Below are 15,171 nucleotides of genomic sequence, written 5' to 3' on the forward strand. Positions count from 1 at the left end.
AGAATCGTTGCCGACCCTCAATTCTGCCTTAAGTCCTTTTAGCCGCTTCACGTATTGGAAGCGGCTTTATTCTACCTAAATATTTATACCGTTATCTTATAGAGTATACTTTTAGTAACTTCCTTACTGCGTACCCATCAGATAGAAACGTCGTGTGCCGAAGCTGCCTCCCAAGAGTGCAGTTAGCAGCTGCGAAATCAGCTTTTGCCTATTTATTATTAGGATTAAGGTGCGCAGCGGCGATTAGCGCTTGGGTATAAGCGTGCTGTGGCGCTGAAAGCACTTCCAGACAGGGGCCTTGTTCGACTACTTCGCCATCCTTAAGCACCATAACCCTGTGAGCCATGGCGCGGATAACAGCAAGATCGTGGCTAATAAACAGATAGCTAAGCTGTCTGCGTGCCTGTAAGTCACGCAGTAGGGTCACTAGTTGCTTCTGTACGGTGCGATCTAGTGCTGAGGTGGGCTCATCAAGCACCAGTAGCTCAGGCTCTAAGATAATCGCTCTAGCAACGGCAATACGCTGGCGCTGGCCACCTGAAAATTCGTGAGGGTAGCGGGCGGCACAGCTCTCCGGTAGCCCAACTTCACCTAGCGTTTGATTAACCCGTTGGGTGACTTCTTCAGTGGTGAGATTAGGGTAGTGAAAACGTAGCCCTTCACTGACGATATCGAACACCGGCATGCGCGGCGAAAGCGCGCCATAAGGATCCTGGAAAACCATTTGCAAGCGGTGCCGCTGACGACGCAGGGCATCGCCGGTCAGGCTGCTGAGTTTATCGTTGCCAAGGGTAATATCACCTTGGCTAGTGACTAAGCGCATGACGGCAGAGGCGAGCGTGGTTTTACCCGACCCGGATTCACCCACAATCCCTAACGTTTCACCAGGTGCGATATCAAAATCGGTAGGGTGAAGCGCCGCAAAAGCAGGCGGCTGACGCTTAAACAACCCCGTTTTAGGCCGCTTAAAGCTGACGCTCAACTGGCGGGCGGTTAACAGCGGAGGCGCGTGGGTAATTGCTTGAGGCCTACCTTCAGGCTCAGCAGCGAGCAGCGCTTTAGTGTAATCGCTCTTGGGATGCTGAAAGACCTGTTCAACCGGGCCAATTTCCTGCACTTCGCCACGGTACATAACGCATACGCGGTCTGCGTGGCGGCGTACCAAATTTAAGTCATGGCTGATAAATAGCATGCCCATGCCGTAACGATCCCGCAGTTCGCGAAGTAGGGCGAGAATCTCTTGTTGAACAGTGACGTCTAACGCCGTGGTAGGCTCATCGGCAATTAACAGCGATGGGTTGTTAGCAACCGCCATGGCTATCATCACCCGTTGACGTTGCCCCCCTGAAAGCTGATGGGGCCAGGCATCCAGTAATTCGTCCGCCCGCGGCAACTTAACTTGTTCTAACAACTCCTTGCTGCGTAGCCGCGCCTCATGACCACGTAATCCTTGGTGCAGGCGCAGCGCTTCACCGATCTGCTTACCCACACGATGAAGGGGGTTTAAAGACGTCATAGGTTCTTGGAAGATAAAACCAACACGATTACCACGTATACCGTTCCACTGAGCTTCGGTTAAGCCAGCTAAATTGGTATCGCCCAACCAGCGCTCGCCTTCGATTGTGGCATTACTAGGCAGTAAGTTGACCATGCCAAGTGCTGAGACCGATTTGCCTGACCCCGACTCACCGACAATCGCCAGGGTTTCACCTGCATTAATAGTCAGTGAGAGGGAACGAACTACCTGGCTTTCACCGAAGGCGATGTTGAGGTTTTCAATTTGCAGGAGCGGTTTAGACATGGTTGGCCTCCTGAGCAGCGCCGATTTGGCGCTGCTGCACGTGACGTGGATCAAAGGCGTCGCGTAGCCCTTCACCAATAAAAACCAGCAGCGACAGCATGATCGCCAGCGTCATAAAGGCCGTAATGCCCAGCCAGGGGGCGTGTAGATTATTTTTACCTTGGGCGGCTAACTCACCCAGCGAGGGTGCGCCAGGTGGTAGGCCAAAGCCGAGAAAGTCGAGCGCGGTCAGCGTGCCAATCGCGCCGGTAAACAGAAACGGAATAAATGTCAGCGTGGCGACCATGGCGTTTGGCAATACGTGACGCCACATAATTAAACGTGACGGCAGGCCCATGGCTTTGGCAGCTCGTACATACTCTAAATTGCGCGCGCGTAAAAACTCGGCACGCACGATATCGACTAAGCCCAGCCATGAGAAGAGCAGCATGATGCCCAGCAACCACCAAAACCCTGGCTGCACAAAGCTAGCTAAAATAATCAGGAGGAACAGTACTGGCAAACCCGACCAAATTTCAGTCATCCGCTGGCCAATTAAATCGACCTTGCCGCCGAAGTAGCCTTGCACGCCCCCCACCACAACGCCCATCACGAGAGACCCCGCCGTAAGCACTAAGGCAAAGGCCACTGAGAGGCGAAAGCCATAAATGACTCGTGCTAATACATCACGCCCCTGGTCATCAGTGCCCAGCCAGTGGCGGCTATCTGGCGGCGCCGGAGAAGGGCGCGTCATATTCATATCAAGGGTTTGATAAGAATAGGGAATCGCGGGCCACAGCGCCCAGCCGTTGTCATCAATCTGTTGTTGAATAAAAGGGTCTAGATAGTCGGTACGTGTTGGTAGAAAACCGCCAAACTCGGTTTCTGGGTAATCCACTAACAGCGGGGCATACCACTTCCCGTCGTACTGCATAATGATGGGTTTATCGTTGGCGATCAGCTCGGCAAAAAGGCTGAGAATAAACAGTGTGCCAAATAGCCATAGAGATACTCGGGCACGGCGGTTGGCTTTAAAAGCGGCCAAACGCCGCTGAGTAATGGGCGAAAAACGTGATGAAAAAGACGCCATGATCACGACTCCCGGGTTGAAAAGTCGATGCGCGGGTCTACCCACACGTAGGTCAAATCGGAAATCAGCTTAAGGATTAGCCCGATCACCGTATATAGAAACAGAGTGCCGAATATCACCGGATAATCCCGCTGCATAACGGCCTCAAAGCCGAGTAGCCCCAACCCGTCTAAAGAGAAGATAACCTCAATCAGCAGTGCACCGGTGAAGAAGATGCCAATCATGGCGGCAGGCAGGCCCGCGATAATAACCAGCATGGCATTACGGAACACATGGCCGTAAAGCACACGCCGTTCGTCGGCGCCTTTGGCTCGGGCGGTAATCACATACTGTTTATGAATTTCATCAAGAAAGCTGTTTTTTGTCAGCATGGTAAGCGTCGCAAAACTGCCAATCGCAGCGGCGATCACCGGCAGGGTAATATGCCAGAAGTAGTCTTTGATTTTGCCCCAAGTGGAAAGCTGGTCGAAGTCAGGCGAGGTCAGGCCCCGTAACGGGAACAGATCCCAATAGGTGCCTCCAGCGAACAGTACGATCAATAAAATGGCGAACAAAAAACCAGGGATAGCGTAGCCAACAATCACTAATCCTGAAGACCAGACATCAAAACGCGAACCGTGACGAAGTGCTTTTTTAATGCCCAATGGAATTGAGATTAAATAGACCAGCAGGGTGGTCCAAAGCCCCAGTGATATAGAGACGGGGAGCCGCTCTATCATTAGCTCGGTGACGGGTCGGTCGCGGAAGAAGCTGGTGCCGAAATCGAGCGTAAGATAATCCGCCATCATGCCGATAAAGCGTTCGTGGGGGGGCTTGTCAAAGCCAAACTGTTGCTCTAGCTGTTCAATAAAGCGCGGGTCGATACCACGAGCGCCCCGTGAATCGTCGCTGACTTGAACATCGGCACCGCCCATATCCAAGCGGGTGCTAGCCATCGCATCAGCGCCTTCAAAGCGCGCTAACATCTGATCGATTGGCCCGCCTGGGGCCGCCTGAACAATAATGAAATTGAGCAACATAATCCCGATCAGCGTCGGAATCATAAGCAGTAGTCGGCGTAGAGTGTAGCGTGCCACAGAGCACTCCATGGTTCTTTAAGAATAAACCGAATTTAGCGGCGTCGATGACGGCGCTGCAGTTCAGCTTCACGGTCGGTATCGACCCACCACGCATCCAGGTCCATGGCGTACTCTGGGAATGGTTCGGGGTAGCCAAATTTATCCCACACCGCAATGCGAGTTTCGCCGGAGTGGTAGTGCGGAATCACATAAAATCCCCAGCGCAGCACCCGGTCCAGTGCTTTCGCGGCGGTATCAAGTTCTTCACGGCCATCGGCACGTATCAGCTCCTCAACCAGCGCATCTACCGCTGGGTGAGCAAGTGACATGCGGTTGCGACTCTGCGGTGCCTCTGCCGCAGCGCTGGTCCAGAAGTCGCGTTGCTCGTTGCCGGGGTTGTTCGACTGGGGGAAATGGCTGATGACTATGTCATAGTCGTAATTGCGCTGCCGGTTTAAAAATTGGTTGATGTCAACGATACGCAGCGATGTTTGCACACCCAGGCGCGCCATATTGCGCAGCATGGGCTGAACCACCCGCTCAAAGCCAGAATCATACAGCAACACTTCAAGGCTCAAGGGCTGTCCGGTTGCCTGATTAACCAGTACGCCATCTTCAACCTCATAACCCGCTTCACGGAGCAGCTCCAGCGCCAAATGCAGGCGCTCACGGAGATCGGTAGGCTGATCAAGGGGTAATGGGTCGGTAAACAAACGCTCAGAGCGATGAGACGCCAGCAACTCTTCCCGGAAGGGTTCCAGTAGCGCTAGCTCATCTTCGGATGGTAACCCGATGGCTTCCATTTCAGAATTTTGAAAGAAGCTTTCAGTCCGCTGGTAGGTGTCGTAAAAAATATTGGTATTCAGCCAGGGGAAATCAAAGGTAAGGCTTAACGCTTCGCGTACCCTGGGATCTTGAAACTTCTGTTTGCGCAGATTGAAAACAAATGCCTGCATCATGGAGGGGTTTACATCAGGCACTGTCAGTCGTTTTACAAAGCCCTCTTCATAGGCAGGGAAGTCATAGCCGATTGCCCAGGTAGCTGCTCGGGCATCAATGCGGAAATCCGTTAGCCCCGCTTTAAATGCCTCCCAGGCGATATCGCGATCACGGTAGTAGTCATAAATAATTCGATCGATATTGTAGCGCCCAATATTGACCGGTAAGTCTTTACCCCAGTAATTCTCATCACGCTGAAAAACTATTCGCCGACCGGGGTCGACCTCACTGATGCGGTAAGGCCCCGAACCTGGGTGAGCGGCCAGGGTAGGCGACGTGAACTCTCTTGGCTCCCAGTAGTGCCGGGGTAGTATCGGCAGTTGGGCAACGATTAAAGGCAGCTCGCGAGACTCGGTATCGTTAAAGGTGAAACGCACCTGATGCTCACTAAGCGCAATCACTTCCTCTACACCGGCGTAGTAACTGGCGTAAAACGGATTGCCGTCTTCCCGTAGTAGATTCAGCGAGAACACCACATCGTAGGCAGTGACAGGCTCGCCATCTTGAAAGCGTGCTTCTTGGCGCAGATCAAATTCAATCCATTGCCGGTCAGGGTCTAGGCGCACGCCTTCGGCAAGCAGGCCGTAGAGACTAAACGGCTCATTGGGATTGCTGGCCATCAAGGTGTCATAAATTTGCGAAATGCCGGTGGCGGGAGTGCCTCGAATGATGAACGGATTTGTCGAGTCGAAACTGCCCCCAACGGCGGTATGGGTCATTGTGCCGCCTTTAGGAGCTTGCGGGTTTACATGGGGAAAGTAAGCAAAGTCGGCTGGCAGTTCAGGGCTATCATAAAGCGATAGCCCATGAACCGTTTCAACAGGAACCACATTGTCAGCATCAGTATCAAGATCGCCCACGACAGCATTGCCACTAACATTGCCGCTTAATGCACCGTTAGATGAATCAGCGGCAGCGGTTACCTCCGTAGCCAGTACCGATGCGTGTAATAGCAAGCCACTGACGAACAGAAGCGTTTTCGCAAAAAACAGACCACGCGGCATTGGTTACTTCCCATGTGAACAAAGCCAACTGTTTGACGATAGTGTTACTACGTTTGAATTCAACGCCCTGAAAGTGTCAGGAGTTGGCCCGGTTGTAAAGCGCCAGGACGATCAATCGCATTCCAGCGTATTAAGTCTTGCTGGTCAATATTATAGCGGGCTGCAATTGCCGAGAGACTATCGCCGCTTTCAACGCGATGGGTGTCGCCGCTAGCGGCCTGAGCAAGCGCCTGACCGTTGCCCTGTGAAAGCTGAGCCAATACCTGAGCATCCACTTCTTCGGGTACCAGCAGCGTCTGTGCGCTGCTCGGATCAATGCTGCCATTGAGCAAGCCTGGGTTTAATTCTGCTAAAGCTGCCTGGCTGACATCCAGCATTTGCGAGGCTTCCGACAGGCTCACCGCATGCGCTAGCTGTACCTTTGCGAACGCCGGTTCAGTATGTATTTCCGGCAATATGACGTCGTAACGCTCAGGGTCACTGATGATCGTCGCGATCGCTTTCAACTTGGGGACATACTGCATGGTTTCTTGGGGTAACGAGAGATCCCAGTACTCGCCATTCAAGCCCTGGCTTTGGGCTTGGCGCTGGGCACGATTAACGGTGCCAGCGCCTGCATTGTAAGCCGCTAGCGAAAGCATCAGATCGCCTTCGTACCACTGATCAGCCTGCATTTCCAAGTAATTGAGTGCTGCATCAGTAGAGGTGACAACATCGAGTCTACCGTCGTAATTGCCGTTGCGCACCAGTCCCAATGCATCCCCTGTGCCGGGCATAAATTGCCATAGGCCTGCCGCGCCGCGGTGGCTTTTGGCACCAGGATCAAAGGAGCTTTCGACGAAGGGAATCAGCGCTACTTCACCGGGTAGACCACGCTCGCTAACCTGCTGGGTTATCCAAGCCAGCCAAGGTGTCGCGCGTTCGGTAATGGTGGCAATGTTTTCGGGGCTCGAACGGTAATGCTCAATCCATTCATCCACTCGGGCCTGAGCTTCTACTGAGAGGGAAGCATTTTGCCACTGAAAGCTTTCACGTAGTGTGGTCCAAGCATCTTGAGGCTTTAACTCCAAGGCTTCCCAAAAGTGCGTTTGGAAAGCGGTTGGACTAGGCTTTGTCGTGTCCATCGAGCTGTTTGAAACAGAGCGAGAGGAGGGTGTTGACGCACCTGTGAATCCAGTCGGTGTTTTATATGCCGGCGCTGAAGCTTGAGAACTTGCTGCGGCGGCTAACATTAGGCCCACAATTACGGTACTGCCTGCGCTCAGCATAAAGCGCTGGCGAATCGTTCGATAGGTCATAGTTACATTCGTTTAGTTTCGATAGCGTTCTTAAAAACGGTTCTTCCACTCGCGAAGAGTGGTGAACGTTGCGAGGTCGTTATCATTAACACCCTGGGAGCTGGCTGCTTGGCGCACGCTATCTGTGCCCACGCGCAGGTAGGGGTTGATTTTCAGCTCGCGTCCTATCGTGCTGGGTAAGGTGGGGCGATCCAATGCCCGCGCCTTTTCACACTCCTGCAAGGCGTGTTTAACGTCTTCATTTTCAGGATCCGCAGCACGAGCAAACACTAGGTTCGCCAGCGTGTACTCATGGGCTGCAAAGACCAGCGTATCTTCAGGGAGTTCCGCAAATTGTTGCAGAGATGTAAACATCTGTTCTGGCGTACCTTCAAATAAACGCCCACAACCTGCGCAAAAAAGCGTATCACCGCAAAATAGCAGCGCGGGAATTCCCGCCGTAAAATAGCTGATATGGTCTAGCGTGTGGCCGGGCGTTGCCGAGACCTCAAAGCGCCTTCCCATAATGCGGACTTCATCCCCATCGCCCACTGCTTCATCAATACCTTCAATGGATGGGTTGGCAGGGCCAATCACATGGGGCGAGTAGCGTTTAATTAACTCAGCTAAACCACCGGTATGATCATGGTGATGGTGAGTAATCAAAATGCTTTCTAACTTAAGTGACTCACGCTCAAGCAGCTCAATCACCGGAGCAGCTTCACCAGGATCCACCACGCAAACGCTTTGACTGTTATCTTGTCTTAATAGCCAAATATAGTTGTCGCTTAGGGCAGGGATCGGTGTCACGCTCAACATCATCAAGTTCCTTTGAGAAAAAGCAGACCGTTAAAAAATAGCAAAATGTTAAAACACCTTAGATAATGCGCATATTAGCGCTTAACCGGTGCGTAAAAGGCGTTAAAAAGCCGTTACTGTGGAGGGAAGCGCTGTTCATGTCAAATTCGACGACGGCAACATCACTCGCCAAACAATTGATCAATAGCCAGCCTTACTGGGAAACTGAGGCGGGGCGCTCGCTTTGGGAATCTCAACGGGCGTGCTTAGGGCCGGTTGCGGAAACCCGGGTAGGGGGCCACAGCTTGGAGATGGGCATGGGACCGGCCATGATGACCATGTCGGCAATCCCCCACGCTATACGCTGGTCGCCCACCCGGCAGTTGGCGCAAAGCGATGCCACATTAATATGCCCGCCGGACCAGCTCGCACTGCCGGATAGATGTTTAGATATTATGGTGATCCATCACTGGTTAGAGCATTTAAAGGATGCCCATTTCACGCTTCAAGAGGCCGCACGGGTAACGGCAGATAATGGCATTTTAGTGCTGTTTGGCTTTAATCCTATCGGTGTGAGTGGGCTTGCGCGTCAGTGGCGTAAACGCCAGCAGCAGTTTCCGTGGAGTGGTACTTGGCGCACGGCAAATCGGCTGCGTGACTGGCTGGCGTTTGTCGACTTTGAGGTGGAGCGGGTAGACTATTGCTGTTTTCGCGGGCGGGCGAGCGCCAAATGTGGCGAGTATTGGGAGTCACTGGGTCGGCGGCATAATTTTCCCCTGGGAGAGAGCTATATGATTCAGGCTAGGCGTCGCCAACGCCATGCTCCGGTTCAACGTATGAAATTTGGTTTAAGTGCACCGGCTTCGCCCGCTTCCCTGGGAGTTACTCGTTCAGGTTCATCAGCCCACTATGAACCCGCTCAAAAGCAGCCCATTCAAGCACATCAAACCCACACGCATAAATCTGAACCAGACAAACGAAGGGATGACAAGATTGACTAATAAGGCTGCCGAGCATTTACCTCAGGTAACGGTTTACACCGATGGAGCTTGCCGAGGGAATCCAGGCCCCGGTGGGTGGGGTGTTGTGCTGGCGAGTGGCGAGCATGAAAAGACGCTAAAAGGCTATGAAGCCGAGACCACTAATAATCGCATGGAATTGATGGCAGCGATTATGGCGCTGCGCACGCTGAATAAACCTTGCGAAGTAGCGCTCTGGACTGACTCACAGTATGTTCGCCAAGGGATTACCCAGTGGATACATAACTGGATTAAGCGAGGCTGGAAAACTGCCGCCAAGCAGCCTGTTAAAAACGCCGAGCTATGGAAAACCCTGCATGAAGAGACTCAGCGCCACCAAGTGGCGTGGCATTGGGTGAAAGGTCATAGCGGTCATCCCGGTAATGAGCGTGCCGATTCGTTGGCTAATGAAGCGATTGATGAGCATCAAAAGAGGAGAGCATGATGCGCCAGGTGATTCTAGATACTGAAACCACGGGTATCGACCCAAAAGATGGCCATCGTCTGGTTGAAATCGGTGCCATTGAGATGGTTAATCGTCGCTTCACTGGGCGTACCTATCATCAGTACATTAATCCCGAACGCCATATCGATGCCGAAGTTGTTGCCGTTCACGGTATTGACGATGACAGAGTCGCCAATGAGCCAGTATTTGCCAAAATAGCCGATGATTTTTGGGCATTTATTGAAGGTGCTGAGCTAGTGATTCATAACGCCCCCTTCGATGTGGGCTTTATTGATCACGAGCTGGGCATGCTGAATCAGCAGCGTAAAAGCCCAGTGCTGGGGCCGGTAAGCGAATATTGCGGCATATTAGATACGCTGACCATGGCCCGGAAAATGCACCCCGGACAGCGCAATAGTCTTGACGCCTTATGTAAGCGCTACGATATCGATAATGGCCACCGGGTACTGCATGGGGCACTGTTAGACTCTGAAATCCTCGCTGAGGTCTACCTGGCGATGACCGGTGGGCAAACCGCGTTAACGTTAGACGCAGCCTCTGCAGCGGAACAGGAGCAGGCCGATACCTCTAATGAGGGTATGTCGATTCAACGCATGGTATTAACGCCTGGTCAGCTCCGTGTAGTGCGACCCACCGCAGAGGAGCAAGCGGCTCATAATGCTAAGTGTGAAGCGCACAAGCTTCATTGGTTTAAGGGTGCAGCAGGCGATGCTTAGGCGAGAAATCCCCCATCATGAGCAAGCTGGGCGAGTTATTCGCCTGTCGCGCAGTATGCTTGCGCCCGCGCCTCTTATCGGCAGCGAGGAGCTAACCCCGTTACAGCCGTATCAACCCTGGACAGCGCAGATGCAGCCGCTGTGCTACTGGCATGATGAGCCAGTCGCACTGCTCGTTGAATCCCAGGCGGAAAGTGGCTGGATCGATGGTCGGCAGTGGATGAGTGAGCTTTCTACCGCGTGGTTTAGCCTACTCTCCACAGCACTGCAAGTAGGGGCGTGGTTAGAAAATCACCGCTTTTGCAGCCGCTGTGGTGCGCCGGCCACTAAGCTTACGGCAGAGTTTGCCATGCATTGCGATGGTTGCGGACACCGTAACTACCCGCGCATATCACCCTGCATTATTACCTTAGTAACCAGTGGTGAAGCAATGTTGCTTGCCCGCAGTCCCCGCTTCCCGCCTGGGCGCTACTCTACTTTGGCAGGGTTTATTGAGCCAGGGGAATCGGCAGAGGAGGCCGTGCACCGTGAGGTATTCGAAGAGGTGGGCGTGCATATTGACCAGTTGCGCTACTACCAAAGCCAGGCGTGGCCGTTCCCGCATTCACTGATGTTTGGTTATTTCGCTGAAGCGACGACACGACGTATACGAATTGACGGTGTAGAAATCAGCGATGCTGCGTGGTTTTCGCCACGTCAGCTACCGTCTCTGCCACCGCCATACTCAATCTCGCGCGAGCTGATTGAAACGCATTTGGCACGCTGGCGCTGATAGGCGCCGCATGGTTGCGTGAACGTTATTCGCTTGGGAACAGGCTGGTCAGTTTAGTGGCCAACATGACATTGCCAGTCGCTTTTAGCTTACCGGTCATGAACGCAGTCATGCCATTGATGTCTCCATTCATAATCCCTTTTAATGTTTCAGTGCTTAGACTTAGGCTGACAGAGGGATCGTCGTGCTCACCCTCTTGTACATCCAGTGCGCCATCTTGGATATGCAAGTAGTGGCTACCGGCGTCTGAAAAATGGAACTGGAAAACTTCGTTCATGCCCTCGGCTGCTTCAGGGTTGAAACGCGCTTGCAGTTTCTCAAGGGTATTATTAGACATCACAAATCTCTCAATTAAGTAAGTAAATTAGATTAAGGCTAGCGATAGCAGCCTGAGGAAACAACTAAATAAGAAAATGAGATTATTTCATACAAGCGTTTCAATCAAGCGCGGTGATGGCACACTATACAGTGCTGACAAATTCGAAAAGCAAACGCCATCCACCGCAGCGATAGGATTCAATACTCTAATGGAGAACGTCAATGAGTGAATGGGTAGCAGAGGTAGCTATGTTTGCTGTGCAAACAACTATCGTGATGGCACTGTTGGGGATTGGTTTACTCCTGTTCGCGCACTCAAAACAAGATAAAGAGAGTGATTTAAAGCTGTATATCGAACCGCTTAACAATCAGCGTCGCCGCCGCGGCCGCCGGTTGCGGCTAGCTGCGACGCTACCCGCGGCGCGAAAAAAACTCATGAAAGCCTTTCGTACGGAAGATAAAAAACGCCAAAAGGGTCATAAGCACGAGCATGATGCCGTGCAAGAGTCACGTGTATGGGTGCTTGATTTTCATGGTGATTTAAAGGCATCGCAAACCGAGCACTTTGCTCAAGAAGTGTCGGCGATTATCGATGTTGCCAACAAAGATGACGAGGTGGTGGTTCGTCTTGAGTCAGCAGGCGGGCTGGTTCATGCCTATGGGCTGGCGGCCGCGCAGCTGGATCGCCTGCGTGTGGCTGGGCTTACCACCACCGTTTGTATCGATAAAGTAGCGGCGAGCGGTGGGTATCTCATGGCCTGTACCGCGCAGCATATCAAGGCAGCGCCTTTTGCAGTGATTGGCTCAATTGGTGTGGTGGCGCAGGTGCCCAACATCCATCGACTGCTTAAACGTCATGACATTGATGTAGAACTACTGACAGCGGGTAAGTACAAGCGCACCTTGACTGTGTTGGGTGAAAATACCGAAGAAGGGAAAGCCAAGTTCTTAGAGGATTTAGAGAACACCCACCGGCTGTTTAAAAGCTACGTTGCCGAACGGCGCCCAACAATGGATATAGACACTCTCGCGACGGGAGAAATTTGGTACGGCAGTGAGGCATTGCCCCAGTTGCTCGTCGATAGTGTTGGCACCAGCGAAGCCTATCTAGTTGAGCGCATGGCGCAGGCGCGGGTGTATGCCGTCAAGCTTGAGCCACCCAAAACAGTGAGCCGTAAATTGGGATTAGCAGTGTCAGCAGGGGTCGAAAAAGCCGCGCTAAAAGCGCTTGGTCTTATCGACGCCGCCGGTTGGCAGCGCCGCTAAGTCTCATCTCATAAAGCGTTATGCGGCATAGTGGTGCGCCAAGGTGTCAATGATCGCCTTGGCGCTCTCACTGCTCAAGGAGTAATAGATAGTTTGTGACTCCCGTCGGGTATTGACCAGTTCATCACGCCTCAAAATGGCCAGATGCTGGGAAAGGGCTGACTGGCTTAGTGCAAGCTGCTGATTAATTTGTGTCACTGACATTTCTTTCTCGGCTAACAAGCAAAGTATTTGCAAGCGTTTTTCGTTGGCCAATGCTTTGAGTAGGTTCGTTCCCTCCTCAATAGCGCGACAGTTGTGTTCAAGCAGGCGTGTAGCGGCGCTTGTAGAAGCAGACATAATAATGATCTCCTGGCCTACACTGTTTACAGCAGCGTTTTTATAAGCATTGTTATATGTGGTCGAGGCATCGTCGCGTTGCGAGGATCAAGTTGTTTAATGATCAGTAATTTAGCGAGTTTTGTCCAAGACGTCGTTTAACGATTAATCAATGGTAGGTAGAGAGGTTTTTGTCGACAATTTCAGGCATTTGCTTACGTCTTTTGTCGCACTTATCCCATAGTATGAAGGTAATTTAGCAGTTAACTTAATACAGTGTCGACAATGGTTTTTAAGTCTAGTTTCATACAAACAATAACGATGGGCAGATCATGAGCCGCTACCAACAGACCTTCCAGCAGTCGATTGAACAACCAGAAGCGTTCTGGGCAGAACAGGCCAAGCGCATTCCTTGGTACACACCACCTCAAACCATACTCAGCTACGATGAGCAGAATGCTTCACACAAGCATGCACGCTGGTTTAGCGACGGTGAAATGAACCTTAGCTACGCGGCGTTGGATTATCACGTTGAAAAGGGGCGCGGTGAGCAGGCGGCCATTTTCTGGGATTCGCCTTCTGCCCAGGCCAAACAAACCATCACTTACCGCCAAATGCGCGATCGAGTGGCCTACTTTGCCGGTGCATTAGCGCAGCTAGGTGTAGAGAAGGGTGATCGGGTGGTGATCTATATGCCCATGATCCCCGAAGCACTGATCGCGATGTATGCCTGCGCCCGCCTCGGTGCCATTCATTCAGTGGTGTTTGGTGGTTTTGCGCCCCATGAGCTGGCGGCGCGGATTGAGGATGCAGAACCCAAAGTCGTGGTCGCCGCCTCTTGCGGCATTGAGTTAGGTAAGGTGTTGCCCTACAAGCCGATGGTCGACCAGGCGATCAGTCTCAGTGCTCACAAGCCTGCTGCCTGCGTGGTGTATCAGCGTGCAGCACTGCGAGCTGAATTAGCGCAAGGCGATCACGACTGGGAAACGTTGGTTGCAAAGGCGCCCTTTGCTGAGTGTGTGCCGGTCAAGGGTACCGACCCGCTATATATTCTCTATACCTCGGGTACCACGGGTAAGCCCAAAGGTGTCATGCGCGATACCGGCGGTTATGCCGTGGCGTTGGCTTACTCCATGGAAGCGATTTATGCCTTGGAGCCGGGAGATGTATTCTTTACTGCCTCAGATGTGGGCTGGGTCGTCGGGCACTCCTATATTGTTTATGCCCCATTGCTGCATGGCTGCACCACCGTGGTTTACGAGGGGAAACCGGTGAAAACCCCTGATGCAGGCAGCTTCTGGCGCTTGATTGAGGAGTACAAGGTCACGAGTTTCTTTACTGCACCTACGGCATTTCGGGCAATTAAAAAAGAAGACCCCGACGCTCAACTGCTCAAAGATTACGACATCAGCAGCCTGAAGCATCTTTACGTGGCCGGTGAGCGCCTTGATCCACCTACCTTTCACTGGCTAGATGACCTGCTGGACGTGCCCGTGATTGATCACTGGTGGCAAACCGAAACCGGCTGGCCCATTGCAGCTAATTTACCCGGCATTGAGTCAATGCCCACCAAGGCAGGCTCAGCAACGTATCCTGTACCTGGTTTCAATGTGCAGGTGCTCAATCGCGAAGGTGAGCAGGCTAAGCCGATGGAGCAGGGCAGTGTGGTGATCAAACAGCCGATGCCTCCTGGCTGTTTGACTGGCGTATGGCGCGACCCGCAGCGTTTCCATTCAGCCTACATGGCGACTTTCCCAGGTTACTATTTGACTGGCGACGGAGGCTATTTTGATGAGCAAGGTTATCTGTTCATTATGGGGCGCACCGATGATGTCATTAACGTAGCAGGTCACCGACTCTCTACCGGGGAAATGGAAGAAGTGGTCGGCGCGCACCCAGCAGTGGCTGAGTGCGCGGTGATTGGTATTCATGACGACCTGAAAGGCCAGATCCCCATCGGTTTAGTTATCCCGAAAGATGGGTTTGATGGCGATGAAGTGGCGCTGGAGGCAGAGCTGATTGCCAGGGTGCGCGAACATATTGGGCCAATTGCCTGCATCAAGCAGGTGCTAGTGGTGGATCGCCTTCCCAAAACCCGCTCGGGAAAAATATTGCGCAAGCTGTTGAGGACGATTGCCGATGGCAAAGAGTACGGCATCCCTTCTACCATCGATGACCCCACCAGTTTGGCCGATGTACATACTGCCATGCGCGAGCGCTCGGTAGGTGCAGCAGATAAAGCCACGCCCCTTGATTGATTGACGTTAGCCGCCCAGCATTAAGGGCGGCT

At 52.6% G+C, this 15,171-nt stretch carries 14 protein-coding genes; 6 read left to right on the forward strand and 8 right to left on the reverse strand.

Annotated elements, in window-relative coordinates; all coding sequences use genetic code 11:
- Positions 1 to 208 precede the first annotated feature (208 nt).
- From ACQKE4_RS08715 to gloB, 6 genes are read right to left on the reverse strand one after another with little or no spacing between them, the layout of a single operon-like run.
- Positions 209 to 1,801, reverse strand: coding sequence for an ABC transporter ATP-binding protein (locus ACQKE4_RS08715; RefSeq protein ID WP_427387861.1), 1,593 nt, complete (start codon positions 1,799 to 1,801; stop codon positions 209 to 211).
- Positions 1,794 to 2,870: an ABC transporter permease gene (locus ACQKE4_RS08720; protein ID WP_427387863.1), complete on the reverse strand. Its 1,077-nt coding sequence runs from the start codon at positions 2,868 to 2,870 to the stop codon at positions 1,794 to 1,796. The genes ACQKE4_RS08715 and ACQKE4_RS08720 overlap by 8 nt, the downstream gene beginning before the upstream one ends.
- A gap of 2 nt (positions 2,871 to 2,872) precedes the next feature.
- On the reverse strand, positions 2,873 to 3,946 hold the full coding sequence (locus ACQKE4_RS08725; protein WP_427387864.1) for a microcin C ABC transporter permease YejB: 1,074 nt from the start codon (positions 3,944 to 3,946) through the stop codon (positions 2,873 to 2,875).
- Between the two features lie 35 nt (positions 3,947 to 3,981).
- Complete coding sequence (locus ACQKE4_RS08730) at positions 3,982 to 5,931, reverse strand: extracellular solute-binding protein (protein ID WP_427387866.1); 1,950 nt, start codon at positions 5,929 to 5,931, stop codon at positions 3,982 to 3,984.
- A gap of 59 nt (positions 5,932 to 5,990) precedes the next feature.
- Positions 5,991 to 7,229 carry a transglycosylase SLT domain-containing protein gene (locus tag ACQKE4_RS08735; RefSeq protein WP_427387867.1) on the reverse strand — a complete coding sequence of 413 codons (1,239 nt, stop codon included), beginning with the start codon at positions 7,227 to 7,229 and terminating at the stop codon, positions 5,991 to 5,993.
- A 30-nt stretch (positions 7,230 to 7,259) separates the two neighbouring features.
- On the reverse strand, positions 7,260 to 8,027 hold the full coding sequence (gene gloB / locus ACQKE4_RS08740; protein WP_427387869.1) for a hydroxyacylglutathione hydrolase: 768 nt from the start codon (positions 8,025 to 8,027) through the stop codon (positions 7,260 to 7,262).
- Between the two features lie 137 nt (positions 8,028 to 8,164).
- Here gloB and ACQKE4_RS08745 point away from each other — a divergent pair, with 137 nt between their 5' ends.
- Genes ACQKE4_RS08745 through nudC form a run of 4 tightly spaced genes read left to right on the forward strand, consistent with a single transcriptional unit; the run spans position 8,165 to position 10,979 of the window.
- Positions 8,165 to 9,007, forward strand: coding sequence for a class I SAM-dependent methyltransferase (locus ACQKE4_RS08745; RefSeq protein WP_427387870.1), 843 nt, complete (start codon positions 8,165 to 8,167; stop codon positions 9,005 to 9,007).
- The gene (gene rnhA / locus ACQKE4_RS08750; RefSeq protein WP_427387872.1) at positions 8,991 to 9,470 is read left to right on the forward strand and encodes a ribonuclease HI; all 480 of its coding nucleotides are present in this window, start codon (positions 8,991 to 8,993) and stop codon (positions 9,468 to 9,470) included. The genes ACQKE4_RS08745 and rnhA overlap by 17 nt, the downstream gene beginning before the upstream one ends.
- On the forward strand, positions 9,470 to 10,207 hold the full coding sequence (gene dnaQ, locus ACQKE4_RS08755; protein WP_427387919.1) for a DNA polymerase III subunit epsilon: 738 nt from the start codon (positions 9,470 to 9,472) through the stop codon (positions 10,205 to 10,207). The genes rnhA and dnaQ overlap by 1 nt, the downstream gene beginning before the upstream one ends.
- The gene (gene nudC / locus ACQKE4_RS08760; RefSeq protein WP_290833906.1) at positions 10,200 to 10,979 is read left to right on the forward strand and encodes an NAD(+) diphosphatase; all 780 of its coding nucleotides are present in this window, start codon (positions 10,200 to 10,202) and stop codon (positions 10,977 to 10,979) included. The genes dnaQ and nudC overlap by 8 nt, the downstream gene beginning before the upstream one ends.
- A 25-nt stretch (positions 10,980 to 11,004) precedes the next feature.
- On the opposite strand, the gene ACQKE4_RS08765 is transcribed toward nudC, so the two are convergent.
- Positions 11,005 to 11,316: an SCP2 sterol-binding domain-containing protein gene (locus ACQKE4_RS08765; protein ID WP_290833904.1), complete on the reverse strand. Its 312-nt coding sequence runs from the start codon at positions 11,314 to 11,316 to the stop codon at positions 11,005 to 11,007.
- A 203-nt stretch (positions 11,317 to 11,519) separates the two neighbouring features.
- Here ACQKE4_RS08765 and sohB point away from each other — a divergent pair, with 203 nt between their 5' ends.
- Positions 11,520 to 12,563, forward strand: coding sequence for a protease SohB (gene sohB / locus ACQKE4_RS08770; protein ID WP_427387874.1), 1,044 nt, complete (start codon positions 11,520 to 11,522; stop codon positions 12,561 to 12,563).
- Positions 12,564 to 12,581: 18 nt separating this feature from the next.
- On the opposite strand, the gene ACQKE4_RS08775 is transcribed toward sohB, so the two are convergent.
- Positions 12,582 to 12,902, reverse strand: coding sequence for an ArsR/SmtB family transcription factor (locus tag ACQKE4_RS08775; RefSeq protein ID WP_427387876.1), 321 nt, complete (start codon positions 12,900 to 12,902; stop codon positions 12,582 to 12,584).
- Between the two features lie 311 nt (positions 12,903 to 13,213).
- Here ACQKE4_RS08775 and ACQKE4_RS08780 point away from each other — a divergent pair, with 311 nt between their 5' ends.
- Positions 13,214 to 15,139 (forward strand): propionyl-CoA synthetase, encoded by a 1,926-nt coding sequence (locus ACQKE4_RS08780; protein ID WP_427387877.1) that lies wholly within the window; start codon positions 13,214 to 13,216, stop codon positions 15,137 to 15,139.
- Positions 15,140 to 15,171 lie beyond the last annotated feature (32 nt).

The organism is Halomonas sp. NPDC076908 (assembly GCF_050269715.1).
Taxonomy (GTDB): domain Bacteria; phylum Pseudomonadota; class Gammaproteobacteria; order Pseudomonadales; family Halomonadaceae; genus Vreelandella.

Excerpts from the sequence above, each read along its gene's own strand:
- ACQKE4_RS08715 (WP_427387861.1), bottom strand. The coding sequence starts at position 1,801 with ATGTCTAAACCGCTCCTGCAAATTGAAAACCTCAACATCGCCTTCGGT.
- ACQKE4_RS08720 (WP_427387863.1), bottom strand. The coding sequence starts at position 2,870 with ATGGCGTCTTTTTCATCACGTTTTTCGCCCATTACTCAGCGGCGTTTG.
- ACQKE4_RS08730 (WP_427387866.1), bottom strand. The coding sequence starts at position 5,931 with ATGCCGCGTGGTCTGTTTTTTGCGAAAACGCTTCTGTTCGTCAGTGGC.
- ACQKE4_RS08735 (WP_427387867.1), bottom strand. The coding sequence starts at position 7,229 with ATGACCTATCGAACGATTCGCCAGCGCTTTATGCTGAGCGCAGGCAGT.
- gloB (WP_427387869.1), bottom strand. The coding sequence starts at position 8,027 with ATGTTGAGCGTGACACCGATCCCTGCCCTAAGCGACAACTATATTTGG.
- ACQKE4_RS08745 (WP_427387870.1), top strand. The coding sequence starts at position 8,165 with ATGTCAAATTCGACGACGGCAACATCACTCGCCAAACAATTGATCAAT.
- rnhA (WP_427387872.1), top strand. The coding sequence starts at position 8,991 with ATGACAAGATTGACTAATAAGGCTGCCGAGCATTTACCTCAGGTAACG.
- dnaQ (WP_427387919.1), top strand. The coding sequence starts at position 9,470 with ATGCGCCAGGTGATTCTAGATACTGAAACCACGGGTATCGACCCAAAA.
- nudC (WP_290833906.1), top strand. The coding sequence starts at position 10,200 with ATGCTTAGGCGAGAAATCCCCCATCATGAGCAAGCTGGGCGAGTTATT.
- ACQKE4_RS08765 (WP_290833904.1), bottom strand. The coding sequence starts at position 11,316 with ATGTCTAATAATACCCTTGAGAAACTGCAAGCGCGTTTCAACCCTGAA.
- sohB (WP_427387874.1), top strand. The coding sequence starts at position 11,520 with ATGAGTGAATGGGTAGCAGAGGTAGCTATGTTTGCTGTGCAAACAACT.
- ACQKE4_RS08775 (WP_427387876.1), bottom strand. The coding sequence starts at position 12,902 with ATGTCTGCTTCTACAAGCGCCGCTACACGCCTGCTTGAACACAACTGT.
- ACQKE4_RS08780 (WP_427387877.1), top strand. The coding sequence starts at position 13,214 with ATGAGCCGCTACCAACAGACCTTCCAGCAGTCGATTGAACAACCAGAA.